At 63.2% G+C, this 23,659-nt stretch carries 22 protein-coding genes and 1 tRNA gene; 2 read left to right on the top strand and 21 right to left on the bottom strand.

Features of this window, described 5'->3' with window-relative positions; genetic code table 11:
* Nucleotides 1-51: 51 nt before the first annotated feature.
* A tRNA-Leu gene (locus AB4Y77_RS11780) sits at nt 52-133 on the bottom strand.
* A gap of 198 nt (nt 134-331) precedes the next feature.
* On the opposite strand from AB4Y77_RS11780, the gene AB4Y77_RS11785 reads away from it, so the two are divergent.
* Nucleotides 332-937, top strand: a complete 606-nt coding sequence (locus AB4Y77_RS11785; protein WP_442014092.1) for an ANTAR domain-containing response regulator — start codon at nt 332-334, stop codon at nt 935-937.
* A 143-nt stretch (nt 938-1,080) separates the two neighbouring features.
* Here AB4Y77_RS11785 and pyk read toward each other — a convergent pair whose 3' ends face one another.
* From pyk to hisI, 11 genes are all read right to left on the bottom strand, one after another.
* Nucleotides 1,081-2,571, bottom strand: coding sequence for a pyruvate kinase (pyk, locus tag AB4Y77_RS11790; protein ID WP_231338917.1), 1,491 nt, complete (start codon nt 2,569-2,571; stop codon nt 1,081-1,083).
* A 54-nt stretch (nt 2,572-2,625) separates the two neighbouring features.
* The gene (locus AB4Y77_RS11795) at nt 2,626-4,083 is read right to left on the bottom strand and encodes a glutamate synthase subunit beta (RefSeq protein ID WP_311215110.1); all 1,458 of its coding nucleotides are present in this window, start codon (nt 4,081-4,083) and stop codon (nt 2,626-2,628) included.
* The gene (gene gltB, locus AB4Y77_RS11800) at nt 4,076-8,689 is read right to left on the bottom strand and encodes a glutamate synthase large subunit (RefSeq protein ID WP_442014093.1); all 4,614 of its coding nucleotides are present in this window, start codon (nt 8,687-8,689) and stop codon (nt 4,076-4,078) included. Before gltB ends, AB4Y77_RS11795 begins: the two co-directional genes overlap by 8 nt.
* A 259-nt stretch (nt 8,690-8,948) precedes the next feature.
* Nucleotides 8,949-10,103 carry a prolipoprotein diacylglyceryl transferase gene (lgt, locus tag AB4Y77_RS11805; protein ID WP_442014094.1) on the bottom strand — a complete coding sequence of 385 codons (1,155 nt, stop codon included), beginning with the start codon at nt 10,101-10,103 and terminating at the stop codon, nt 8,949-8,951.
* Between the two features lie 20 nt (nt 10,104-10,123).
* Nucleotides 10,124-10,936 (bottom strand): tryptophan synthase subunit alpha, encoded by an 813-nt coding sequence (gene trpA / locus AB4Y77_RS11810; protein ID WP_311215107.1) that lies wholly within the window; start codon nt 10,934-10,936, stop codon nt 10,124-10,126.
* Nucleotides 10,936-12,312 carry a tryptophan synthase subunit beta gene (gene trpB, locus AB4Y77_RS11815; protein ID WP_442014095.1) on the bottom strand — a complete coding sequence of 459 codons (1,377 nt, stop codon included), beginning with the start codon at nt 12,310-12,312 and terminating at the stop codon, nt 10,936-10,938. Before trpB ends, trpA begins: the two co-directional genes overlap by 1 nt.
* Before the next feature lie 115 nt (nt 12,313-12,427).
* The gene (gene trpC / locus AB4Y77_RS11820; protein WP_311215105.1) at nt 12,428-13,246 is read right to left on the bottom strand and encodes an indole-3-glycerol phosphate synthase TrpC; all 819 of its coding nucleotides are present in this window, start codon (nt 13,244-13,246) and stop codon (nt 12,428-12,430) included.
* Between the two features lie 2 nt (nt 13,247-13,248).
* Entirely contained in the window at nt 13,249-13,521 is a 273-nt protein-coding gene (locus AB4Y77_RS11825; protein ID WP_089594626.1) for an HGxxPAAW family protein, read from the bottom strand.
* A 132-nt stretch (nt 13,522-13,653) separates the two neighbouring features.
* Nucleotides 13,654-14,259, bottom strand: coding sequence for a Trp biosynthesis-associated membrane protein (locus tag AB4Y77_RS11830; protein WP_442014096.1), 606 nt, complete (start codon nt 14,257-14,259; stop codon nt 13,654-13,656).
* Entirely contained in the window at nt 14,256-15,839 is a 1,584-nt protein-coding gene (locus AB4Y77_RS11835; RefSeq protein ID WP_089594624.1) for an anthranilate synthase component I, read from the bottom strand. The genes AB4Y77_RS11830 and AB4Y77_RS11835 overlap by 4 nt, the downstream gene beginning before the upstream one ends.
* 57 nt (nt 15,840-15,896) lie before the next feature.
* Nucleotides 15,897-16,313, bottom strand: coding sequence for a phosphoribosyl-AMP cyclohydrolase (gene hisI / locus AB4Y77_RS11840; RefSeq protein WP_400386401.1), 417 nt, complete (start codon nt 16,311-16,313; stop codon nt 15,897-15,899).
* Between the two features lie 89 nt (nt 16,314-16,402).
* On the opposite strand from hisI, the gene AB4Y77_RS11845 reads away from it, so the two are divergent.
* On the top strand, nt 16,403-17,047 hold the full coding sequence (locus tag AB4Y77_RS11845) for a TIGR03085 family metal-binding protein (protein WP_172323894.1): 645 nt from the start codon (nt 16,403-16,405) through the stop codon (nt 17,045-17,047).
* A 58-nt stretch (nt 17,048-17,105) separates the two neighbouring features.
* Here the strand turns inward: AB4Y77_RS11845 and hisF are convergent, their stop codons facing one another.
* From hisF to pnuC, 9 genes are all read right to left on the bottom strand, one after another.
* Nucleotides 17,106-17,882 (bottom strand): imidazole glycerol phosphate synthase subunit HisF, encoded by a 777-nt coding sequence (gene hisF, locus AB4Y77_RS11850; RefSeq protein WP_089594622.1) that lies wholly within the window; start codon nt 17,880-17,882, stop codon nt 17,106-17,108.
* A gap of 47 nt (nt 17,883-17,929) precedes the next feature.
* Nucleotides 17,930-18,790, bottom strand: a complete 861-nt coding sequence (gene hisG / locus AB4Y77_RS11855) for an ATP phosphoribosyltransferase (protein WP_311215101.1) — start codon at nt 18,788-18,790, stop codon at nt 17,930-17,932.
* A gap of 83 nt (nt 18,791-18,873) precedes the next feature.
* Complete coding sequence (locus tag AB4Y77_RS11860) at nt 18,874-19,137, bottom strand: phosphoribosyl-ATP diphosphatase (RefSeq protein ID WP_024820576.1); 264 nt, start codon at nt 19,135-19,137, stop codon at nt 18,874-18,876.
* Nucleotides 19,138-19,251: 114 nt separating this feature from the next.
* Nucleotides 19,252-19,737: a 6,7-dimethyl-8-ribityllumazine synthase gene (gene ribH / locus AB4Y77_RS11865; RefSeq protein ID WP_311215100.1), complete on the bottom strand. Its 486-nt coding sequence runs from the start codon at nt 19,735-19,737 to the stop codon at nt 19,252-19,254.
* Nucleotides 19,738-19,755: 18 nt separating this feature from the next.
* Nucleotides 19,756-20,460, bottom strand: coding sequence for a GTP cyclohydrolase II (gene ribA / locus AB4Y77_RS11870; protein WP_311215099.1), 705 nt, complete (start codon nt 20,458-20,460; stop codon nt 19,756-19,758).
* A complete protein-coding gene (gene ribB, locus AB4Y77_RS11875; RefSeq protein ID WP_442014097.1) occupies nt 20,457-21,152 on the bottom strand; it encodes a 3,4-dihydroxy-2-butanone-4-phosphate synthase in 696 nt (231 codons plus the stop codon). Before ribB ends, ribA begins: the two co-directional genes overlap by 4 nt.
* Nucleotides 21,149-21,778: a riboflavin synthase gene (locus tag AB4Y77_RS11880; RefSeq protein WP_442014098.1), complete on the bottom strand. Its 630-nt coding sequence runs from the start codon at nt 21,776-21,778 to the stop codon at nt 21,149-21,151. The genes ribB and AB4Y77_RS11880 overlap by 4 nt, the downstream gene beginning before the upstream one ends.
* On the bottom strand, nt 21,778-22,917 hold the full coding sequence (ribD, locus tag AB4Y77_RS11885; protein ID WP_442014099.1) for a bifunctional diaminohydroxyphosphoribosylaminopyrimidine deaminase/5-amino-6-(5-phosphoribosylamino)uracil reductase RibD: 1,140 nt from the start codon (nt 22,915-22,917) through the stop codon (nt 21,778-21,780). The genes AB4Y77_RS11880 and ribD overlap by 1 nt, the downstream gene beginning before the upstream one ends.
* Nucleotides 22,914-23,618, bottom strand: a complete 705-nt coding sequence (gene pnuC, locus AB4Y77_RS11890; RefSeq protein ID WP_442014100.1) for a nicotinamide riboside transporter PnuC — start codon at nt 23,616-23,618, stop codon at nt 22,914-22,916. Before pnuC ends, ribD begins: the two co-directional genes overlap by 4 nt.
* Nucleotides 23,619-23,659 lie beyond the last annotated feature (41 nt).

A 23,659-nucleotide genomic window follows, 5' to 3' on the forward strand; every position in this document is an offset into this window, starting at 1 on the left:
CTTTTGTCAACAGTCAGGGGCCATATAGGCCCCTGACCTGCGACATTACTGTGCCCGAGGTGGGACTCGAACCCACACACCTTTCGATACTGCATTTTGAGTGCAGCGCGTCTGCCAATTCCGCCACTCGGGCGCGGATTACCGGGAAGTTAATTCTCGCTGACTGCTCTCATTTCTGTGAGCAACGCGATCCTTTCCCAGCACGCGAAACTACTCTACATGCAGATAGGCTGATTCAAAGAACCGGGCGCGCTGATGCAACACAAACCAGCCATCAAAGAGTCCACACTAAGATGGACATGAACCCGCCGAACCTTTTCAAGGAGATCCCGTGACCGAACAGACGGAGTCCACGTCCACAGCCCAGCCGGCCCGACGCGTTGTCGTAGCCGAGGATGAGACCCTCATCCGCTTGGACATTATCGAGATCCTGAAGGGCGAAGGGTACGACGTCGTCGGCGAGGCAGACAACGGCGAGAAGGCCGTGCAGCTGGCCGAGGAACTGAGGCCTGACCTTGTCCTCATGGATGTCAAGATGCCCGTCATGGACGGCATCTCGGCGGCTGAGAAGATCGTCAAGGCCCGTATCGCGCCTGTTGTCCTGCTGACTGCTTTCAGCCAGAAGGAATTGGTGGAGCGGGCACGCGACGCCGGTGCCATGGCTTACGTCGTCAAGCCGTTCTCCCCCGCGGACCTGATCCCGGCCATTGAGATTGCTCTCTCCCGCCACGAGGAGATCAAGGCGCTTGAGAACGAGGTTTCCGACCTCCAGGAGCAGTTCGCCACGCGCAAGCTTGTAGAGCGCGCCAAGAGCCTCCTGACCACCAAGATGGGCCTGACGGAGCCGGAAGCTTTCCGCTGGATCCAGAAGACCTCCATGGACCGTCGCCTCAGCATGCGTGAGGTTGCCGAAACCATCATCAACCAGGTCAACTAGCGCCTCCAGCAGTAAACGCACGACGGCGGCCGCTCACCTCCTGCGAGGTGGGCGGCCGCCGTCGTACTTACCAACAAAACAAAGACACAGCAAAATGCAGGCCCCACCAAAAAGGCGGGGCCTGCATTCAAGAAACCGAAGAACTATGCCTTGGCTTTGGACTTCTTTTCAGGCCACGGGCCAACAGGCTCCTTGCGCGAGGCGTCCACAGTGGACGTATCGGCGAGGTCGCCTACCTTGTGGACCTTCAGCGAGTTCGTGGAACCTGCCTGTCCGGGAGGGGAACCGGCAGCGATGACAACCAAGTCCCCTTCGTCCACGAGCTTCATGTCCAGGAGGCTGCGGTCCACCTGTGCGGTCATCTCGTCGGTGTGGCCCACGGTGGGGACCAATACCGGCTGGATGCCCCAGGTGAGGGCGAGCTGGTTCCAGACGTGCTCCACAGGCGTGAACGCGAACACCGGCTTGACGGGGCGCAGGCGCGAGAGGCGTCGTGCCGAGTCACCGGACTGCGTGAACGTACAGATGTACTTGGCATCCAGCTGATCCGCGATTTCAACGGCGGCACGGGTGATGGCGCCACCGCGGGTCTTGGGCTTGGTGCCCAGCGGGGGTACGCGCTCAAGGCCGTGCACTTCGGTGGATTCGATGATCCGGGCCATGACCTTGACGGTTTCGATGGGGTACTGGCCCACGGAGGTTTCGCCGGAGAGCATGACTGCGTCGGCGCCGTCGAGCACTGCGTTGGCGCAGTCGGAAGCCTCGGCACGCGTCGGACGCGGGTTGTCGATCATGGATTCCAGGACCTGCGTGGCCACGATGACCGGCTTGGCCCAGCGACGTGCCAGTTCAATGGCGCGCTTCTGGACGATCGGCACCTCTTCGAGCGGCAGCTCGACGCCGAGGTCGCCACGGGCAACCATGATGGCGTCGAAGGCGTCGATGATTTCGTGGAGCTGCTCCACGGCCTGCGGCTTTTCGATCTTGGCGATCACTGGCACACGGCGGCCCTCTTCATCCATGATCTCGTGGACGCGCGTGATGTCTGAGGCATCGCGAACGAACGAGAGTGCAATGAGGTCGGCGCCGCGCTTGAGAGCCCAACGGAGGTCGTCCTCGTCCTTTTCGCTCAGGGCGGGGACGTTGACTGCAACCCCGGGGAGGTTGATGCCCTTGTTGTTGGACACCTTGCCGCCAACTGTCACGGTGGTGACTACCTTGACGTCGTCAACCTCGATGGCGCGCAGCGCCACCTTTCCGTCGTCGATCAGCAGGGCGTCGCCCACGTTGACGTCCTCGGTGAGGCTTTTGAGCGTGGTGGAGCAGATGTCCTTGGTGCCGGGGACGTCTTCGGTGGTGATGGTGAAGGTGTCGCCGACGGCCAGCTCGTGGGGTCCGTCAACAAAACGGCCAAGACGGATCTTGGGTCCCTGGAGGTCGGCCATGATCGCAACAGGCTTGCCCAGCTGCGCCGCAGCCTTGCGGACGTTTTCGTAGGTGATGTCATGCACGGAGTAGTCGCCGTGGCTCATGTTCATGCGAGCAACGTCGACGCCGGCCTCCAGCACCGCGAGGGTGTTGTCGAAGCTGGAGATAGCCGGGCCGAAAGTTGCCACAATTTTCGCGCGTCTCATATACCTACCCTAAGTAGTTCATGCTGATTGAGTAAAAGATTGTTCCTGCCGGCGCTATAAGACCGCTATCGCCCGGTCGGTGGGGGCGACCGGTGCCGGGAGAATGGTGCTTCCCATCAGGAACTTGTCCACTGCGGCCGCACATGCACGGCCTTCCGCAATGGCCCACACAATCAGTGACTGGCCACGTCCGGCATCGCCGGCAACAAACACGCCCTCGGTGTTCGTCATGTAGTAGCCGTCGCGGGCAACGTTGCCCCGACCGTCGAACTCTGCGCTGACCTGCTCCGTGATTCCTGCCGGCTCGGCGCCGGTAAAGCCAAGGCTCAGGAAGACAAGGTCAGCTGGGATGATCCGTTCTGTACCGGCCTTGGGCAGGCGTTTGCCGTCCACGAACTCGGTTTCAGCAACTTTGACGCCGGTGAGTTTGCCGTTCTCTCCAACGAACTCAACGGTTGAGGCAAGGTAGGTACGCTCGCCGCCTTCTTCGTGGGCGCTGGCGACCTCGAACAGGGTGGGGAACGTCGGCCACGGCTGGTGTCCTGCGCGTTCCGACGGCGGCTGCTTGCCGATCGCGAGCGTGGTCACCGAAGCGGCCTGGTGGCGGTGGGCAGTGCCGATGCAGTCAGCACCGGTATCGCCACCACCAAGGATGACAACGTGCTTGCCGCGGGCATCGATGTGGTTTTCGGGGTTCTCCCCCGCCACCATGCGGTTCGAAGGAACCAAGTAGTCCATGGCGAAATGGACGCCCTCGAAGTCGCGGCCCGGGATGGGCAGGTCACGCGGCACAGTGGCGCCGGTGGCAACCACAACGGCGTCGTAACGGCGACGCAGCTGCTCCCACGTGACGTCCGTACCAACGGCGACTCCGGTCCGGAAGCGGGTGCCTTCGGCCTTCATCTGCTCCAGGCGGCGGTCAACCTGTTCCTTCTCCATTTTGAAGTCGGGGATGCCGTAGCGGAGCAATCCGCCAATCTTGTCGTCGCGTTCGTAGACAGCCACAGTGTGGCCAACACGGGTCAACTGCTGTGCGACGGCCAGGCCGGCAGGGCCTGAACCGACCACGGCCACTGTCTTGCCGGTGAGGCGCGTCGGCGGCAGCGGCTGGACCCAGTCGTTGTCGAAAGCCTGGTCGATGATCGAAACCTCAACCTGCTTGATGGTCACTGCAGGCTGGTTGATCCCCAGCACGCAGGACGCTTCGCAGGGTGCAGGGCACAGACGGCCCGTAAATTCCGGGAAGTTGTTCGTGGCGTGAAGTCGCTCAATGGCTTCTTCACCCTTGTCCCGCCACACGAGGTCATTCCATTCGGGAATGAGGTTGCCCAAGGGGCAGCCCTGGTGGCAGAACGGAACACCGCAATCCATGCAGCGGCCGGCCTGGCTCTTCAGGACGCCCTTCTCCTGCGCTTCGTACACTTCTTTCCAGTCCATGATGCGGACGGGAACGGGACGGCGTGGCTGCGTTTCGCGCTGCCGGACTTTCAGAAATCCGCGTGGATCAGCCACCGGTTACCTCCAGGATTCGAGACCATACTTCTTCGCCATCGGGGTCAAGGCCCTCTTCAATGGCGTCGAGACGGGTTTGCAGGACTGCGGCGTAATCGCGCGGCAGCACTTTGGTGATGCGGGCGGCGGTGTCGTCGAAGTTCTCGAGCAGACGGCCGGCCAGGACGGATTCGGTTTCCTCAACGTGCTTGGTGAGCAGGCCGTGAACGATGTCGCGGTCCTCGGCGTCGAGCTCCAGAAGCTGGAGTTCGCCGGTATCGAGGGCCATCTTGTTGACACGCTCGGGCTGCAGGTCCAGCACATACGCGGTTCCACCGGACATGCCGGCACCGAAGTTACGGCCCGTGCGGCCGATGATGAGCGTCTGGCCACCGGTCATGTACTCGCACCCGTGATCGCCAATGCCTTCGACGACGGCGGTAGCACCGGAGTTGCGGACCAGGAAGCGTTCGCCCACCTGCCCACGCAGGAACATCTCGCCGCTGGTGGCACCGTAACCGATGACGTTGCCGGCAATTACGTTGCGTTCAGCCTGGAACACGTTGGTGCGGTCCGGGCGGACGATGATCCGTCCGCCGGAGAGACCCTTGCCGACGTAGTCGTTGGAATCGCCGAACATGCGCAGCGTGATGCCTGCGGGCAGGAACGCGCCGAGGGACTGGCCCGCGGTGCCGTTGAGCGTGACGTCGATGGTGTCGGTCGCCAGGACATCGATGCCGAACGTCTTGGTCACCACGTGGCCGAGCATCGTGCCCACGGAACGGTCCGTGTTGATGACGTCCAAGGTGATCTTGACCGGCATGCGGTCGCTGAGCGCTTCCTGGGCCATGGTGATGAGCCGCTGGTCGAAGTGCTTGTCCAGCTCGTGGTTCTGGCTGGTCATGTTGCGCAGCGGCACGTCGTCGTCGAACTCCAGCCCGTGCAGGATGGGGTCCAGGTCCAGCCCTTCGGCCTTCCAGTGGTTGATCGCTTCGCGGGTATCCAAGACCTCGGCGTGGCCAATGGCCTCTTCCAGGCTGCGGAAACCGAGCTCGGCAAGGATTTCGCGGACTTCTTCTGCAAGGAATTCGAAGAAGTTGACCACGAACTCGGGCTTGCCGTTGAACCGGGAACGGAGCTCGGGGTTCTGTGTGGCAACACCAACGGGACAGGTGTCCAGGTGGCAGACGCGCATCATGATGCAGCCGGAAACCACCAGCGGAGCAGTCGCAAAACCGTATTCCTCGCCACCCAGCAGGGCAGCAATGATGACGTCGCGGCCGGTCTTGAGCTGGCCATCCACCTGAACCACCACGCGGTCACGGAGACCGTTGAGCATCAGGGTCTGCTGGGTCTCGGCAAGGCCAAGTTCCCACGGCACGCCCGCGTGCTTCAGCGAGTTCAGCGGCGAGGCGCCGGTACCGCCGTCGTGACCTGAAACAAGCACGACGTCGGCCTTCGCCTTGGTGACGCCGGACGCCACCGTGCCGATCCCGACTTCCGAAACCAGCTTCACATGCACACGGGCCGAAGGGTTGGCGCGCTTGGCATCGTAGATGAGCTGCGCGAGGTCTTCGATCGAGTAGATGTCGTGGTGCGGGGGCGGCGAAATGAGTCCGACGCCGGGAGTCGAGTGCCGCGTCCGGGCCACCCAGGGGTAAACCTTCTGGGCCATCAGCTGGCCACCTTCGCCGGGCTTGGCACCCTGCGCCATCTTGATCTGGATGTCGTCGGCGTTGGTCAGGTACAAACTGGTGACGCCGAAGCGGCCGGAAGCGATCTGCTTGATGGCAGAGCGGCGCTCCGGATCCAGCAGGCGGTCAACGTCCTCGCCACCTTCACCGGTGTTGGACTTGGCGCCCAAACGGTTCATGGCAATGGCCAGGGTCTCGTGCGCTTCCTTGGAGATGGAGCCGTAGCTCATGGCACCAGTGGAGAACCGCTTGACGATGCTGGAGACCGGCTCCACTTCCTCGAGCGGAACCGCCGGGCGTACTCCGTCCTTGAACTTCAGAAGCCCACGCAGGGTCATCAGGTTCTCGGACTGATCGTCAATGCCCTTGGTGTAAGACTTGAAGATGTCGTACCGGCGTTCGCGGGTAGCGTGCTGCAGGCGGAACACCGTCTCGGGGTTGAAGAGGTGCGGTTCACCGTCGCGGCGCCACTGATACTCGCCACCACCGAGCAACGGCTGGTGCGGGTGCTCAATGCCGCCCTCTGGGTAAGCCATCTGGTGGCGTGCCGAAACTTCGGCTGCGATGACATCGAGGCCGACGCCACCCAGCTGGGAGTGCGTGCCGGAGAAGAACTCGTCCACGAGCTCCTGGGAAAGGCCCAACGCTTCGAAGGTCTGGGCGCCCGTGTAGGAAGCCACCGTGGAGATGCCCATTTTGGACATGATCTTCAGGACACCCTTGCCGAGGCCCTTGATGAGGTTGTAGACCCCGTCTTCGGCCGTGACGCCTGTGACGTCGCCGTTGGAGATCAGCTGTTCCACCGATTCCATGGCCAGGTACGGGTTGACGGCAGATGCACCGTAGCCGATGAGTACCGCCACGTGGTGCGTCTCGCGGACGTCGCCGGCCTCGACCACCAGCGCGGTCTTGGTGCGGTTGGCGCTACGGAGCAGGTGGTGGTGAACGGCGCTGACCAGCAGGAGCGACGGAATCGGCGCCCACTGGGCGTTCGAGTCACGGTCGGACAGCACCACGTACTGCACGCCGCGGTTGATGGCGCCGGAAACCTGTTCGCAGATCTCGGTCAGGCGGGCACGAAGTGCCGCTTCCCCACCCTCCGGGCGGTACAGTCCGCGGACCTTCATGGCGATGCGATCGCCGTCGGGCGTTTCGATGTTCGCGATCTTGGCCAGCTGATCGTTGTTGATCACGGGGAACGGCAGGGAGATCTGCGGCTGGCGGACCTGCTTGCCGTCCAAAAGATTGCCGTTGGGGCCGATGGCGCACGTCAGGGAGGTGACCAATTCTTCGCGGATGGCATCCAGCGGCGGGTTGGTGACCTGGGCGAAGGACTGCACAAAGTAGTCGAACAACAAGCGTGGGCGCTTGGAAAGGACAGCAACAGGAGTGTCGGAGCCCATGGCGCCCAAGGGCTCCGCACCGGTGCGTGACATCGGTCCGAGGAGGATCTTGAGTTCTTCGGTGGTGTACCCGAACGTGCGCTGGCGGATGTTGACCGACGCAGCGGTGTGGACCACGTGCTCGCGCTCAGGGAGCTCGTTGATGTCGATCAGGTTGTCCTTGAGCCATTCGGCCCACGGGTTGGCAGCGGCTACCTCGGCCTTGACCTCGGCGTCGTCAATGATGCGGCCGGCTTCGGTGTCCACCAGGAACATCTTGCCGGGGGCGACGCGGCCCTTCTTGACGACGTTGGAAGGCTCTACCTCGATCACGCCAACTTCGGAGGCGAAGATGATCAGGCCGTCTTCGGTGATCCAGTAGCGCCCAGGGCGCAGGCCATTGCGGTCCAGCGTTGCGCCAACGAGGTTGCCGTCGGTGAACGAGACTGCAGCCGGACCATCCCACGGCTCCATGAGCAGTGAGTGGTACTCGTAGAAAGCACGGCGGGCCGGATCCATGGTGGCGTGGTTCTCCCACGCTTCCGGGATCATCATCATGATGGAGTGCGTGATGGGGCGGCCGGACAGCCACAGGAGCTCGGCAACCTCGTCGAAGGAAGCGGAGTCCGAGGCACCGGGGGTGCAGATCGGGTACAGCTCTTCGGGAATGGAGCCCAACAGCGGGCTCGCCAGCTGCGACTGACGCGCACGCATCCAGTTGCGGTTGCCCTTGACAGTGTTGATCTCGCCGTTGTGCGCGATGGTGCGGAAAGGCTGCGCCAAGGGCCACGACGGGAACGTGTTGGTGGAGAAGCGCGAGTGGACGATCGCGAGCTTGGTCTTGAAACGCTGGTCCGAGAGGTCCGGATAGAACGGCTCCAGCTGCGCAGTGGTCAGCATGCCCTTGTACACAATGGTGCGCGAGGACAGCGACGGGAAGTACACGCCGAACTTGTTTTGGGCACGCTTGCGGATACGCCAGGCACGGGAGTCCAGCTCGTTGTGTTCCAGCTGCTCGCCGGTGGCAGAGGCAAAGAATGGCTGCGAGAAGTACGGCATGCAGGCCCGTGCCATGGCGCCGACGAGGTCAGCGACCACGGGAACCTCACGCCAGCCGAGGACCGTCAGGCCCTCGTCAGCGGCAAGGGCTTCAATGCCGGCTTTGGCGGTTTCCGCTTCGCGGGATTCAGCAGGGAGGAAGGCAGTGCCCACCACGTACTGGCCGGGAGCAGGCAGTTCGAATTCTGTGACGGCCCTGAAGAACTCGTCCGGAACCTGCATGAGCAGGCCCGCACCGTCGCCAGTACCTTCGTCGGCGCCCACGGCGCCGCGGTGTTCGAGATTGCGGAGGGCGGTCAGAGCCGCTTCCACGATGTCGTATCCCGGTTCCCCGCGGAGCGTGGCAATAATAGCCAGGCCGCAGGCGTCCTTCTCCTTATCAGGGTTGTAAAGACCCTGGGCCTCCGGGAGCGCGGCAAAGCGCTTGAATGGAGACATGGCACCCTGAGGTTCGATATTTTCGGACCAACCGGGGTTATGAAGATGGGTCATGGGAGACGTCCTTCCTCGGAATCGTGCGTATGGAAGGGACAACGTTGGCCCCACCTTGCCTGCCCTGTGACGGGCACAACAAAGCGCTAGTAATTGGAATTGTAGGCCAGCCGATCCAGCGCAACGAACAGTTACGCAGACCTCTGGCCCCGGCTTGACCAGTGAACATCGGTATGCTGCGGTCCGGTTTCCGGGGTGCCACGACGCTGTGGACTGGGCCCTACGAGCGGTGACTCTGTTGCCCCTTTACCGAACGTGACTACTTGGTGTCGTCAGCCTTCGGCGTGGATCCGGGGGCCTTCCTTGCGGCAGTCGCAGCAGTTGTGGAATCCGTGGCGGACGTAGTGTCGTTTTCCGGCTTCCCTGCTGTTTCCTGCGGCTCGTCAACGTGGCCCGAATCGCTTTGGTTATCAGGGAGATTACCACGCGAACCAGTATCTGAAACAGATGCGTCCACATCATGACTGGTGACGCTTGTCACCGCAACGCGCTCTTTTTCGGCCTTCTCTTCCGGCTCACGCCCCGCCAAATAAGGGGTGTCGGGCACGGGGCGTCCCCGTCGGCCGAGGATGAAGAAGATGGCCAGCGCAGCAATGAAGACAAAGATGCTGGTCCACACATTGAGCCTGGTGGTGATGCCAAACAGGTTGATCTGTTCAGCATCATCAATGCGCAACGCCTCAATCCACACACGGCCCAGGGTGTAGTACACGGCGTAGAGCCAGAAGAGCCGGCCCCACCGGAAGTTGAACTTCTTGTCCAGCAGCAGCAGGATGGCCACGCCCACCAGGTTCCACAGCATCTCGTAGAGGAACGTGGGGTGGAACAGCGTGTCTGCAGCCATATCCGGCGGGAAGTTCGCGTTGGCTGGATCAATCTCGAGTCCCCAGGGCAGGGTGGTCGGCGCACCGAAGAGTTCCTGGTTGAACCAGTTCCCCAAACGGCCGATTGCCTGGGCCAGCAGGAGTCCGGGCGCTGCCGCGTCCAGGAAAGCCGTCAGTTTGACGCCGGCCCGGCGGCAACCAATCCACGCCCCTACCGCACCCAGGATGACGGCACCCCAAATGCCCAGTCCGCCTCGCTGTATCTGCGGAATCAGCGAGAGGTCCCCTGTACCGTCAAAGCCCGGACCGAAGTACGCGTCAGGTGAGGAGAACACGTGGTAGAGCCGGCCGCCGATGATGCCGAAAGGAATTGCCCAGATGGCAATGTCCCACAGGCTGCCTTCGGGAGCGCCACGGCGCTTCCATCGGGCCGACGTCAGCCACAGGCCAACGATGATGCCCGCCAGGATGCAGAGGGCGTATGCGTGGATACGCAGCGTCCCCCACGGTAGCGGAATGTCGAAACCGGACCACGATGGGCTCGGGATACTCATGGGGACCATTGCCGCTGCGTGGAGGACGGTCTGCATTCGCTTCGCTGTTTCCTTTTCTAGGCTTCTGCAGCTGCGCGGCCCAAGCCGGCGCTGAGGTTCTTGGTGAGTTGCCCCACGGCGTCCACGCCGCCATCGCGGAGGGCCGCCACCAGGGCGGTTCCAACGATCACGCCGTCAGCATAGGCAGCAATTTCGCGGACGTGGTCCGGGTTGGACACGCCCAAACCGACGCACACGCGCTCGGCTCCGGCAGCGTGCGACCGGGCCACCACGTCTTCAGCACTGCTGCTGACAGAGGTGCGCGTTCCGGTGACGCCCATGATGGAGACAGCGTAGACGAATCCACGGCTTGCCTTAACGGTCATGTCCAGTCGCTCCGGGGTGGACGAAGGTGCCACAAGGAACACCCGGTCCAAGCCGTACTTATCCGAGGCCTCGAACCACTCATGAGCCTCGTCAGGGACCAAATCGGGGGTGATAAGCCCTGCTCCCCCCGCTTCCGCCAGACGACGGGAGAATTCATCGACGCCCATGCGCATGACCGGGTTCCAGTAGGTCATGACCAGCACGGCCGCATCGGTCGCGGCGGTGATGCCGGCGACAACGTCAAAAACGTTGCTGACACGGAATCCGTTGGCAATCGCCTCGGTGGTGGCAGCCTGGATGACCGGGCCGTCCATCACGGGATCGGAATACGGGATGCCGATTTCGATGAGGTCAGCGCCATTGCGGGCCAAAGCGATGCCCGCTTCGATGCTCTCCTGGACCGTGGGGTACCCCGCGGGGAGGTAGCCCACCAGGGCAGCGCGGCCCTCTGCCTTGGCGCGATCGATGGCGGCAGCGGATTTGCTGGCGAATTCTTCAGTCATCAGTTCTGGTCCTCGTTGACATCCATGGCTGCATCGGACGCGCGCTCGGTGGGGCCCTTGGGCTTGCGCGTGGACAATGTAGTGCCCTTGACGTGCCCTTCTTCATCCAACATGTTGAACCAGGCCGCGGCTGTCTCCACGTCCTTGTCTCCACGACCGGACAGGTTCACGATCACCGTGACGTCGGAAGGGTTTTCCTTGCCTTCGGTCAATCGATGGCCGATCTTGATGGCGCCGGCCAAGGCGTGCGAAGACTCGATGGCAGGAATGATGCCCTCGGTCCGGCACAGGAGGCTGAAGGCGTCCATGGCTTCGGTATCTGTGACCGCCTCGTACGTGACGCGCCCAATGTCGGCCAGGTAGGAGTGCTCCGGACCCACGCTGGGGTAGTCCAGGCCTGCCGAGATGGAGTGGGACTCGATGGTCTGGCCGTCTTCGTCCTGCATGAGATAGGAACGGGCGCCGTGCAGGACGCCGGGACGGCCCAGGGAGATCGCAGCAGCGTGGCGGCCGGTCTCTACACCTTCTCCGCCTGCTTCAAAGCCATAGATCTGCACGGATGCGTCGTCAAGGAAAGCGTGGAACAGGCCGATCGCGTTGGACCCACCACCGATACATGCGGCAATGGCGTCGGGAAGCTTGCCCGTCTGCTCCAGGATCTGGCTGCGGGCTTCCTCGCCAATGACTTCGTGGAAGTAGCGGACCATGGCCGGGAACGGGTGTGCCCCGGCTGCGGTACCCAAAAGGTAGTGGGTGTGATCCACGTTCGCGACCCAGTCGCGCAAGGCGTCATTGATGGCGTCCTTGAGTGTCTGGGAGCCGTTGGTCACGGGCACCACGGTGGCTCCGAGCAGCTGCATGCGGGCAACGTTCAGGGCTTGGCGCCGGCAATCCTCAGCACCCATGTAGACCACGCACTCGAGCCCGAGCAGGGCAGCGGCAGTGGCACTGGCCACGCCATGCTGGCCGGCACCGGTTTCGGCAATGACACGGGTCTTGCCCATGCGCTTGGCGAGGAGTGCCTGGCCCAGGACGTTGTTGATCTTGTGGGACCCGGTGTGGTTCAGGTCCTCGCGCTTGAGGAAGATGCGTGCTCCCCCGGCGTGCTCGGAGAAGCGTTTGGCTTCGGTGAGCAGGGAAGGCCTGCCGGAGTAGTTCTTGTTGAGGTCCTTGAGCTGAGCGATGAACTCGGGGTCGGCCTTGGCCTTCTCAAAGGTGTCCTGGACTTCGTCAAGGGCGGCGATGAGGGACTCCGGCATCCAGCGTCCGCCGTAGTTGCCGAAGTAGGGCCCGGAGGCGTTGCGCAGCGAAGGGCCACCTTGCAGGAATGCGTCGGCCGCATTCTCTTCTGAGCCGGCTGTTGGCGCGTCGACCATCAGTCTCACCGTCCTGTTCCAGTTAGTTCATTGGGTAGTTCCACGTGCCGCAAGGCAGCCGCAGGCTCAAGCCCGGGCTGCCTTGCGACTGTTCGCCGTGATTTCAGTGACTGCCTCAGTTCCTGACGGCGATGGCGGCAGCTCCAGCTGCCTTGAATTCGGTGATGCGTTCGCGCGGCGTGGAGTCGCTGACCAGCGCCTCCCCCACCAGGATGGCGTTGGCGCCGCCCGCGGCGTAATGCGAGACGTCGTCCGCGCCCCTGACACCCGATTCGGCGACAATGACGGCCCCGGCAGGAATCAATCCGGCCAACGACCCGAAAACCGAGCGGTCGACGTCGAGCGTCTTGAGGTTGCGCACATTGATGCCGATAATCTTGGCCTGCGCCGCAACGGCGCGTTCGATCTCTTCCTCGGTGTGGGTTTCCACCAGCACGTTCATGCCGAGCTCGTGGCTCAGTGCGCTGAATTCCGCCAGCTCCGAGTCGGACAGTGCCGCGACAATGAGCAGGATGAGGTCGGCACCGTGGGCACGGGCTTCCCAGATCTGGTACTCGTCCACCGTGAAGTCCTTGCGCAACAAGGGAACATCGACGGCGGCACGGACGGCATCGAGGTCAGCCAGCGAGCCGCCGAAACGGCGCTGTTCGGTCAGGACACTGATGACGGAAGCTCCGCCGTCGGCATACTGAACCGCCAGGGAGGCGGGATCCGCGATCGGTGCGAGGTCGCCCTTGGAAGGGCTGCGACGCTTGATTTCTGCGATGACCTTGAGGTCGTTGCGGACGGATGAGGGACCGCCCAGAGCGGCCCATGCATCGTGGGCCGGGGCCGCACCAGCGGCGCGGTCCTTCAGCTCCGCAAGGGACACGAGACGGCTGCGCGTCTCCATCTCCTCCTTGACGCCAACAATGATGTCATCAAGAACGGTCACGATTAGTGGCCGTTGTTCTGCAGCTTGCTGCCGCCAACTCCGTAGCCCGCCTTGCGCATGACAAAGCCAACGATCAGGCCGATGACCATGACAACCAGTCCGCCAACGAAGATCGGCGTGTTGGCGATGACGAACGCGATGGAGGAAATCAGGGCACCGACCAGCATCACAAGTACGCAGGTCCAGGCAGCCGGGCTGTTTCCGTGGCCGATGGCGTCAGCGTGGCTGGCCATGGTGGATTCAGCTTGGTTTGCGGACACTGTGGTTTTGCTCATGTGAAATCTCCTCAGGATGAATACTGCTTACATTCTGCCATTTATTGGCGGCGTCCGGGACATCGTCCGACGTCAGGACAGGCGTGTGGGCTTTTGTTGCGCAGCACCTGCCCGCGAGCCCGCTGTGGCTGCCTACGTAGGGTCCTCACCACGCGACAGGCTGTCCCAGCTGTCAATCTCGTCCACCGGTTCGTCTGTGCTCTTTCGGCCCCGCGCGCCGGTGTCGTACTTGGTCCGCGAGGTCCAATACCGTCCGGCCAGCGGCAACGCAACAGCGCAAAGGGCCAGCAGGGCACCCGCCACGATGGCGACCACCGGGAACGCCGTGGAGGCAGCGTCAGCCTGTCCGCCGGAGACGCCTGTTGCCGCGGCAATGGCCCCCTGGGCGGCACCCAACGGGTCGAGCAGGACGGTAATTGCGGCAAGGATGATCCCGGCCGCTGACAGGACGATGAGGACCGCGATGATCCAGCGCGCGATTTTTCCGGCAATGGAGGCTGCGAGTCCGCCGGCCAAGGCGACCACGGCAAGGGCAGTAACCGCAGTGGCTGCCTTGCTGCCTTGGACATGGAGGTCGCTGTTGGACGCTCCGGTCGGATCCAGCCGGACCTCGATCCAGGTCTGCGTGGTGGCGCCGAATACCGCCAGGGCAAGGATGGTGGTGGCAAGGACCAGCGTGGATTTGCGTGCCCAGCGCGGCTGCTGCCTGACGGGAGACGCTGAGGGTGCCGTGCTCATGAGGCGGAAGTCCCGTCGTCGTGGATGTCTGCAGTTCCTACCGTTTCAGCGGAAATGTTCTGCAACGATCCCGCGGTGTGGACGGCCCGAAGGGGCGCGGCCGCCTTGTTCACCGTCTCCAGCGCTTCGGATGGCTTGTGCGAATCGGCCACAATTCCACCGCCGGCCTGGACATAGGCGCGGCCCTCCCGGAGCAGGGCTGACCGGATGGCAATGGCCATGTCCATGTCACCGGCGAAGTCCAGGTATCCCACCACGCCGCCATAGATGCCACGCCGGTGGGGTTCCAGTTCGTCGAGCAGGCGCAGAGCGCGGGGCTTGGGAGCACCGGACAGCGTGCCCGCCGGGAAGGTTGCCTTGAGGACGTCGTAGGCCTTGGCCTGGGGAGCGAGCTCCCCCACCACGGTGGAGACGAGGTGCATGATGTGGCTGAACCGCTCCACTTCCATGAACTGCGTAACATCAACCGTTCCCGCTACACAGACTTTCGACAGGTCATTGCGCGACAGGTCCACCAGCATCAGGTGTTCGGCCCGCTCCTTCTGATCGGCCAGCAGCTCTGTTGCCAAGGCCTTGTCTGCCTCAACGGTCTTCCCACGGGGGCGCGAACCGGCGATGGGGTGGGTAATGACTTCCTGACCGGTCACCGTGACCAAAGCCTCTGGCGACGACCCCACAATCGAGTACTCGCGGCCGTCCGCATCCTCCAGGCTGAAGAGATACATGTACGGGCTCGGGTTGGTGTTGCGCAGGACGCGGTAAACGTCCAAGGGGTCCGCCGCGCACTCCATTTCGAAACGCCGCGAGATCACCACCTGGAAAACCTCGCCGTCAACAATGGCTTCTTTGCCGCGGTCGATCGCTTCCAGGTACTTGGCTTCATCCCAACGCTCCTGGACGCTGGAAGCGAAATCCAAAGCGGCGGTTTCCAGCACGGAGACCGGCTGGGCCACGGGGGTGCTGATCTGGTCCAGCAGCCCCTTCACCCGGGCAACGGCGTCGTGCCAGGCGTCGTCCACGCGCTCGGAGCTGTCATCAAAGTTGATGGCGTTGGCAATCAGGAGGACGGTGCCGTCCATATTGTCGTGAACAGCCATGTCCGTGACCAGGTTGAGGGCCATCTCAGGCAAGTGCAGGTCGTCTTCGGGTGGGGACGTCAGCCGCTCCCAGTGACGGACCGCTTCCCAACCGAGGAAGCCCACCAAACCGGATGTGAACGGCGGCAACCCATCAAAGCGGTCAGTTTGAAGTGCCGCGATGGTGTCCCGAACCGCGTCAACGGGGTTACCCGAGACGGGAACCCCCACGGGCGGCTCACCAATCCAGTGGGCCTGGCCGTCTTTGGTTGTCAGCGTGGCGCGGGACTTGGAACCGATGAAGGAGTAGCGCGACCACGCGCCGCCAACTGCCGCGGATTCCAAGAGGAAGGTTCCTGGTTGCCCCTTGGCCAGCTTTCGGTACAAACCAATGGGAGTCTCGGCATCGGCCAAGACTTTGAGTCGGACAGGGATGACACGGCTGTGGACGGCGAGTTCGCGGAACTCTTCCAGGCCCGGGCTGATGATTCCAAGGTCCTGCATGGCTATGTTCTCCGCCTTTTGTCTGAGGTGGTGCGTCAGTGGAAAGTAGTGGGTGCCTTAGTCGCGGTGGCCCGTAACGACGGTGAAGTCGCGACCATCGAAGCAGGTCCGGGTTCCGGTGTGGCAGGCTGCGCCGATCTGGTCCACGCGGATCAGGAGGGCATCGCCGTCGCAGTCAAGGGCGACAGACTTCACGAACTGTACGTGTCCGGAGGTGTCGCCCTTGCGCCAGTACTCTTGGCGGGAGCGCGAATAGAACGTCACGCGGCCCGTGGTCATGGTGCGGTGCAGGGCCTCATCATCCATCCAGCCAAGCATGAGGACCTCGTTGGTATCGTGCTGCTGCACGATTGCGGCGACGAGCCCCGACGAATCACGCTTGAGGGCGCTGGCGATCTCCTGCGGCAAGGGGCCCGCGGGGTCGCTGGAAAGCTCCACGGCGGGAGAGTGGCTGGGGGCGGACTGCTCTGACATCAGATCAAGTCTAGTGCCTTTGACGGGAGCCCGATTCTGCGGCGGTTCCACTGCGCAAGAGTGCGCCGATCGTGCTAGTTTCACAAGTGATGCATTTCGTCGATCCTTCCCGAGAAGTACTGGCCGAAACCCTGCTGGCGGCCGGACCTGACTCCCCCACGCTCTGCGAAGGGTGGCAGACCCGGGATCTTGCTGCGCATTTGTATCTGCGCGAACGGAAGATTGCAGTGGGTTTGGGCCTTCTGATTCCCAGTTTGGGCAAGGCCTCAGAAAAGGCCACCTCCAAACTTGCAGCCAAGCTCAAGAGTCCTGACGCTTACGCGGACCTCATCAAGACGTTCCGCGCCGGCCCTCCGGCCCTCTCCCCCTTGAAGATCAAAGCCCTGGATGAGACGTCCAACCTCATCGAGTACTTTGTTCACACCGAGGACATCCGCCGCGCCGGCGACCGTTGGGCGCCCCGGGCACTCGATGAAGCATATTCGGACGCCCTCTGGGACGACCTCATCAAACGGGCTGCCTTCTTGTACCGCGGCGTGGACCTCGGCATCGTGCTGGTTCGCCCCACCGGGCCGCGGCACGTCGCCAAGCGCGCCCCCGTTTCCGTTGCCATTGTTGGCGAACCGGGCGAATTGCTCATGCACGCACACGGCCGCACCAGCCAGGCCCTGGTCACCTTCGAAGGCCAGCCTGACGCCGTCGCTCTGTTGCAGTCCGCCGACATCGGCCTCTAAACGACCAATGGAGGGTCACCTGAGCGGTGACCCTCCATTGCTTTTTAAACTCTGCGGATCAGCGGACCTCGAAGCCGGCCTCGCGGATGGCGGCCTTGACCTGGGCGATCATGTCGTCCGGCCCAAAGTGGAACACCGAAGCGGCCAGTACGGCATCAGCTCCTGCTTCTACGGCGGGCGGGAAGTGTGCCGGTTCCCCTGCACCGCCCGAGGCAATGATCGGAATGTTCACCGCAGCACGGACCAAGCGGATCAATTCGAGGTCGAAGCCGTCCTTCGTACCGTCGGCGTCGATCGAGTTGAGCAGGATTTCGCCCACACCCCTGTCCGCTGCTTCCTTGGCCCAGGCGATGGCGTCGATTCCGGTTCCGGTGCGGCCACCATGGGTGGTGACTTCAAAACCGGACGACGTCGGGACGTCACCTTCGCGGGTACGGCGCGCGTCCACCGAAAGCACCAGGACCTGCGAGCCGAAGTGACGGGTGATTTCGTCAATGACCTCCGGACGCGCAACAGCCGCGGTGTTGATGGACGCTTTGTCCGCACCGAAGCGCAGGAGCTTGTCCACCTCTGCCACGCCACGAACACCACCGCCCACGGTGAGGGGAATGAAGACTTCCTCAGCCGTGCGGCGGACGACGTCGAACGTGGTTTCACGGTTGCCGGATGAGGCAGTGACGTCCAGGAACGTCAGTTCATCGGCTCCGCCATTGTCGTACCGGTGCGCAAGTTCCACCGGATCACCGGCATCGCGGAGGCCTTCAAAGTTGACGCCTTTGACGACGCGGCCTGCGTCGACATCAAGGCAGGGTATGACGCGGACGGCTACAGCCATGTGCTGCTCCTCAGTTCTGCTGGGGCTCTACTCGGTCACTGCGTGGGTTAGATGCGGCAGGCGTGGATGCTGCTGACCAGGATGGCGCGCGCACCGAGGTCGTAGAGCTCGTCCATGATGCGGTTGGTTTCCTTCTTGGGAACCATGGACCGCACGGCAACCCACTCGGAATCACGCAGGGGCGACACCGTGGGCGATTCAAGGCCGGGAGTCAGCGCAGCGGCGTCTTCCACCAGGTCCTTGCGGATGTCGTAGTCCATCAGCACGTATTGGCGGGCCACCAGGACGCCCTGGAGGCGGCGGATGAGGATCTCGATTTCCTTGGCTGTACCGTTGGCTGCTCCACCTGAACCGGAGCGGCGGATGAGCACGGCCTCGGACTTCAGGATGGGATCGCCAAAGATCTCCATGCCGGCTGCTTTGAGGGTGTTGCCGGTTTCAACGACGTCGGCAATGGCGTCCGCCACGCCGAGGCGGACGGAGGACTCCACAGCACCATCCAGTCGAACCACAGTGGCGTTCACGCCGCGCTCGGCGAGGTAGTCGCGCAGGAGTGCGTCATAGCTGGTGGCCAGTCGCTTGCCTTCAAGCTGTTCGACGCCGGCAAAGTCACCCACCGGACCGGCAAAACGGAAGGTTGATGGCGCAAAGCCCAAGGGAAGTATTTCCTCGGCCTCGACCTTCGCATCGAGCAGGAGATCCCTGCCGGTGATGCCAACATCAAGCGTACCTTGGCCCACGTAAACAGCGATGTCACGGGGACGGAGGAAGAAGAACTCAATGTCGTTATCGGGGTCCACCATAACCAGTTCGCGGGTATCGCGACGTTGGCGGTAACCGGCCTCGGACAACATGGCCGAGGCGGCTTCGGACAGGGATCCCTTATTGGGAACTGCTACACGGAGCATGGGGAGACTTTCTTGTTGGAAGGGAGGTTTTCAGGCACCTGGGCCACGCAGGGGCTCCACTACAGGCAAGTGGAGTGGCGTGGCTAGAGATGCTTGTAAACGTCCTCCAGGGTGAGGCCCTTGGCGAGCATGAGGACCTGCAGGTGGTACAGCAACTGGGAGATTTCCTCAGCGGCAGCTTCGTCCGATTCGTACTCCGCGGCCATCCAGACTTCAGCGGCCTCTTCGACCACCTTCTTGCCGATGCCGTGGATTCCGGAGTCCAGTTCGGCAACCGTGCGCGAGCCTGCCGGGCGGGTCGCTGCTTTCTCACTCAGTTCTGCGAACAGCGTCTCGAAATTCTTCACGCCCTCCAGACTACTTGCTCCGGGCCGGACGCCGCTTGTTGGGGCGTTGCATGACGAAGGGGATGTGAGTGAAGACACACGCACATCCCCCTTGGCGCCTGCAGTCAGCGGGCGTTAGCTGTACTGCTTCAGCGTTACTGCCGTGGCGAGGGCTGCGGTGACGGCTTCGTGGCCTTTGTCTTCCTTGGAACCGGGGAGGCCTGCGCGGTCCAGACCCTGCTGCTCGGTGTCACAGGTGAGGACACCGAAGCCCACCGGCACGCCGGTGCGGACGCTGACATCGGTGAGGCCCGACGTCGCGGCCTGGCATACGTAGTCAAAGTGCGGTGTCCCGCCGCGGATGACCACGCCCAGTGCCACCACTGCGTCAAAGTGCGGCGCGAGCCTGGCGGCCGCGACCGGAAGCTCAAAGCTGCCCGGAACACGCAGGACTGTGGGCTCGGCAATCCCGGCTTCCTTGGCGGCGCGGAGTGCGCCATCCACCAGTCCGTCCATGATCTGTGTATGCCAGCTTGCCGCCACGATGGCGAGCTTGAGCTGTGAGGTTTCCTCGGGGTTGAGGGTAGTGAGGTCGATAGTGGGCGCGCCGTGTCCGCTCATGGTGTGCTGTGGATCCGTTCAGTCTTGGTTGTTGTCAAAGGTGTGGTTCGAAGGCGTCTTGCCATTGCTGACGGGCTCGACATCGAGCGTCAGCCGGTGGTCCATCCGGTCCTTCTTGGTCTGCAGGTAGCGCAGGTTCTGTTCGCGTGAGGGCACCTCGGTGGGCACCATTTCCACCACAGTCACTCCGGCCTTGTCGAGCCGGTGCTGTTTGTCGGGATTGTTGCTCAGCAGCCGGACTTCGTGGAGGCCCATTTCGGCGAGGATCTGTCCTGCCGCGCTGTAAGAACGCGCATCCACCGGCAAGCCCAACTGCTCATTGGCCTCAACGGTGTCGAACCCGGCTTCCTGCAAGGCATAGGCCTTGATCTTGTTGGCGAGTCCAATGCCGCGGCCTTCCTGGCCGCGCAGGTAGAGCAGCGTTCCGCCTTCGGCGTGGATGAGTTCCAAGGCGAAGGCCAACTGCTCTCCGCAGTCGCAGCGGTATGAACCGAAAACATCGCCGGTCAGGCATTCGGAGTGCAGCCGTACCAGGGGCGCGCGGCCGTCCTTGGGCGGATTGGGCGAACTGACGGCGAGGTGTTCAACGCCGGTCACATGGTCCGTCCAGGCCTGCGCCACGAAGTCTCCGAATGCCGTGGGCAACTGCACAACGGGTCCACCGCTGACGGGGTGCGGCGCCGGGCCGGAATGCTCACTGCTGCGCGTGGTCGATGCGGTCATCGCTTCTCCTCGTCCTCCTGTGAAATACGTGCCGCCTGGGACTCTACCGCCTCAACATACGACACCAGGTCCTCTATGGAGATGAGGGGGCATCCATGGTGGGCGGCGAAGTCGCGCAGGCTGTCCAAGCGCATCATTTCACCATCATCATGTACCAACTCTGCGATCACACCCACCGGGGCCAGCCCGGCAAGACGACACAGGTCCACGGCAGCTTCCGTGTGACCCGGACGTTCACGCACTCCCCCGTTAACCGCACGCAACGGGAAAATATGCCCGGGGCGGGTGATTGAGGCCGGGGTGCTGCTCGGATCTGCCAGAATACGGGCCGTCAGGGCCCGGTCCGTAGCCGATATACCAGTGCTGACGCCGATCGCTGCGTCGCAGGAAACGGTGTACGCGGTCCCCTTGGCGTCCTCGTTGATCTCCACCATGGGAGGCAGCACCAGTGCGTCCGCTCGTTCGCCGTCCAACGGGACGCAGATGACGCCGGATGAATACCGGATGGTCCATCCCATGAGGGTGGGCGTGGCGTGCTGGGCGGCGAAAATAATGTCGCCTTCGTTCTCACGATCCTCGTTGTCCACCACGATCACTGCCCGGCCTGCGGCCATGGCCTCGATGGCCGCTTCCACGGGATCCAGTCCGGTACGGGGCGCTCCGGCCGGTGATGTCTTTGCAGGGGCGCTCATCGTGTGCTCCCTGCCTGCGGCGCGAAGGACAGGAGGCGTTCGGTGTACTTGGCCAGCACGTCGACTTCCAGGTTGACGCGGCCACCTAGTGGCTTGGCTCCCAGCCCGGTTTCTTCCAACGTCGTGGGGATCAACCCCACCTCAAACCACGGCGACGGTTCGGCCGCAGCGCTGACGGCGGTCACCGTCAGCGAGACGCCGTCGACGGCGATCGAACCTTTCTCGGCAATGTAGCGTGCCAGCGGGGCCGGGACGCCGAAGCGCAGCCGATCCCAGTTGCCCAAGGCCTCGCGCTCCAGCAACTCTCCAACACCGTCCACATGCCCCTGCACCACGTGGCCGTCCAGCCGTCCCCCCGCTGGAACACAGCGTTCAAGGTTCACGGTGTCACCCGGGGCCAGCCCGCCGATGGTGGTCCGGACGAGGGTTTCGCCCATGACATCAACGCTGAAGTCCTGTCCGTCGATCTGCGTGGCGGTCAGGCACACACCGTTGACGGCGATGGACCCACCCAAAGCCAACCCATCGGTAGTGGTGGGTGCTTTCAGCCGCAGTGTGGCGCTGGCATCGCCGTCGTGCTCAATGCCCAGTACGGTGCCTTTTTCTGCAACGATTCCCGTAAACATCAGTGTCCTCCTGTGACATGTTCCGCAGCTTCACTGCGCGGAACCAAATTCTTGTGTGGAACCAAATTGTTGATCTTGGCTGCGGCGCCCCGGGGCGACCGCAGGTGCAACCGAAGGTCGTTGCCGAGCGTCCTGACCGCTCCGCCACCGGCGTCGTCCCAGGACCAGTGCTGGGCGTCCGCCAGCGTGGCGATTCCGAGGTCGTGCAGCGCAGGAGTTCCGGATCCCAGCAACGTCGGAGCCATGTAGACGATCAATTCGTCCACGAGGTGCGCACCAAGGAATGCGCTCAGGATGGACGAGCCGCCTTCCACCATGACGTGCCTGATTCCTTGGTCGAACAGCATGCCCAAAGCCTCTGCCGGATCCCGCGTTGGCAGGTGCACGAAGCGCCCGTCGGTTCCCCGGACGGCGGCATCTTCGGGGACGTCCCGTAAACCCATCACGGCGCGGACCGGCTGTCGGCTGGAGAGTTCTCCCTCAGCGTCCCTCGCAGTGAGCCGTGGGTTGTCGATCAGGACGGTTCCCGTGCCCACCAGGATGGCGTCGATGAGTCCCCGCAGCCCATGGTTGTCAGCGAGCGACTCCGGACTGGAAATCCATTGGCTCGTGCCGTCGTTAGCCGCAATGCGGCTGTCCAACGTCTGGGCGATGTGCAAGGTCACGAACGGACGCTTGGCGGCAACGGCGTCGAACCAATCGCGGTTGAGGTCGAACGCCCGGTCGAGGGCCAGCCCGGAACGGACCTCCACCCCGGCGGAGCGGAGCGTATGCGCGCCGCCCGCAGCGGGATCGTGGGGATCGTCGACAGCGTAGATCACCGTTGAGATTCCCGCCGACATGATTGCCTGCGCGCAAGGTCCTGTGCGGCCCACGTGGTTGCACGGTTCCAGAGTGACCACCATGGTTGTTCCCACGGTGTCGATGCCCTGCTTGCGGGCTTCGGAGATCGCGTCTGCTTCGGCATGGGCCGTGCCGGCACCCCGGTGGTACCCCGTAGCCAATTGCTCGCCCTCAGGACTGAGGATTACTGCACCCACCAACGGATTGGCTCCGCGCGGACCGGCCAACGCTGCGGCGAGTGCGGCATCCATGGCGCCACGCTCCGCTGGTGTGTAGGCCGCCGTATCGGCGCTCATCGTGCAACTCCCGCTGGTACGGCAATGTCCGGTTTGCCGGCATCGTTTTTGGTCCGTTCGCGCTTTTCAGCCCGCCACCAGACGAAGAAGCCTGACAGGGTGAAGAAACCGTAGAACAGGTACATGACCGCGCTGGCGTAGTAGCCGGCGCTGAACAGCAACGGCACACCCACGATGTCCACGGCAACCCAGATCAACCAAAACTCAGTCCATCCACGGGCCATGCCGTACGTCGCCAGAAGTGACCCCATGAAGGTCCAGGCGTCGGCCCAGACCGGCGGGTAGGAGCCGAGGGCATCAAACAAGGGAGTCAATGCCGCTGTGCCGGCCACCATGGCGCCAATCAGAGCGATGCGGACCTTATTGCTGGCCCAGCCTGGCACAATGGCGCGCCCTTGGCTGCTCGATTGCCGGCCTTGCTGCCACCGATACCAGCCGTAAACGGCGACGGCGATGAACATCACCTGCCGTGCTGCTTGCCCCCACAGGGTAGCCGGCGCTGCTGCACCAAAGACGTTACCCAGGAAGACCGTGAGCAGGAGGATGTTGCCGACTATGCCGAACGGCCAAGCCCAGACTTTGCGGCGCATTCCGCCGAGGGCGCTGAGAAGCCCAAAAATGTTTCCAAGCACTTCGCGTAAGACAAGAGCAGATCCTCCAACGGGGATCTGTGCTTCGAAGAGCCATCGCAGAAAGTCCATGCCGTTCCTTCCCAGTAAGCCGCGATGACTCCGGGGGTGTA

Source organism: Paenarthrobacter sp. YAF11_1, from assembly GCF_052113445.1.
Taxonomy (GTDB): Bacteria; Actinomycetota; Actinomycetes; order Actinomycetales; family Micrococcaceae; genus Arthrobacter.